This is a genomic window from Pantoea sp. 18059 (assembly GCF_902706165.1).
Taxonomy (GTDB): Bacteria; Pseudomonadota; Gammaproteobacteria; order Enterobacterales; family Enterobacteriaceae; genus Pantoea; species Pantoea agglomerans.
Window position 1 is genome coordinate 1 of record NZ_CACSJS010000057.1, and the last position, 413, is coordinate 413.

The 413-nt window shown below is 56.7% G+C and carries 1 pseudogene; it reads left to right on the forward strand.

Annotated elements, in window-relative coordinates:
• A pseudogene (locus tag GVJ63_RS22045) lies at positions 1 to 356 on the forward strand (alpha-glucosidase); the annotation flags it as partial.
• Positions 357 to 413 lie beyond the last annotated feature (57 nt).

Below are 413 nucleotides of genomic sequence, written 5' to 3' on the forward strand. Positions count from 1 at the left end.
ACCTGATAGCGTGGAACCTTAGCCCCGAGCGTGGTGGCGATGGCGGCAACTGGAACGAACGTAATACCAAACCCAGCCTTGCCGCCTGGTCGGTGATGGAAGTGTATAACGTCACCCAAGATAAAACCTGGGTGGCAGAGATGTACACGAAACTGGTGGCCTATCACGACTGGTGGTTACGTAACCGCGATCACAACGGCAACGGCGTGCCGGAATATGGCGCGACCCGCGACAAAGCCCACAACACTGAGAGCGGCGAGATGCTGTTTACGGTGAAAAAAGGCGATAAAGAAGAGACGCAGTCTGGGCTGAACAACTACGCCCGCGTGGTGGAGAAAGGCCAGTACGACAGTCTGTAAATTCCGGCACAGGTTGCTGCGTCGTGGGAATCGGGGCGTGATGATGCAGCCGTC